This is a genomic window from Vibrio sp. 2134-1, assembly GCF_033339495.1.
The window spans coordinates 1-694 of sequence record NZ_JAWOUS010000437.1 but is presented as its reverse complement, the minus strand read 5'-3'; the positions used below and the strand labels follow the sequence as shown (position 1 = coordinate 694).

Genomic DNA, 694 nt, shown 5'->3' with positions numbered 1-694 from the left:
ATTCTGAGAAAACTGTCACTAATCTGTTTTATTCCGCAAACAGAAAACCACCGGATAACCGGGGTATAGGAAGTATAAAGGGTATAGGAAGTATAAACCACCTTTTTGCTCCTCATCCGAAGTATCTTACCTGAAATTCCCTCACTCGTTTACCGCTCAAGCCCCAATTTTAACTGCCGGTCCAGCCTAAACCGCTCTAATAAGGTTCGATTTGGCGGTAAAATCTCTAGCCTGATAGCTCGAGAGATACAAACTCCCCCACCGCCCCGTTTAAAAGTTGGCAGTGTTGAGCAGTGTTGGATTTGGGGTCGTCAGTCAAAGAGACGACTCTGTGATGGATCGAACAGGCTGGGAGTCAGTGGCGGCGCTCGTTCTGGTGGCAGCTCACGCTGCTTGGCGGCATTCGCCTTGGCTGTTTTCTGTTTCAGATGCTTGAGAATCTGCTCAATGACCTTCGGATCTTCGATGCTGGCAATCACTTTGACGTGACCGCCGCAGTGTTCGCAGACTTCAATATCAATATTGAAGACTCGCTTGAGGCGTTGCATCCAGGTCATGGCGCGGTGGCGCTCTGCAGGACTCTTGTCACGCCAGTTAGTATCGAGACCTTCCGATTTGTCGGGCTTCTTGCCCCGCTTGGCGGGTGTTACTTGAACTCGGTGTTTGCTGTTCGGTGCAAAGACGCCGTGGAAGC

1 pseudogene is annotated in these 694 nt (G+C 50.6%); it reads right to left on the bottom strand.

Annotated features, from left to right (window positions below):
* Window positions 1-311 precede the first annotated feature (311 nt).
* Window positions 312-694: pseudogene (locus R7R78_RS26475) on the bottom strand (IS91 family transposase); the annotation flags it as partial.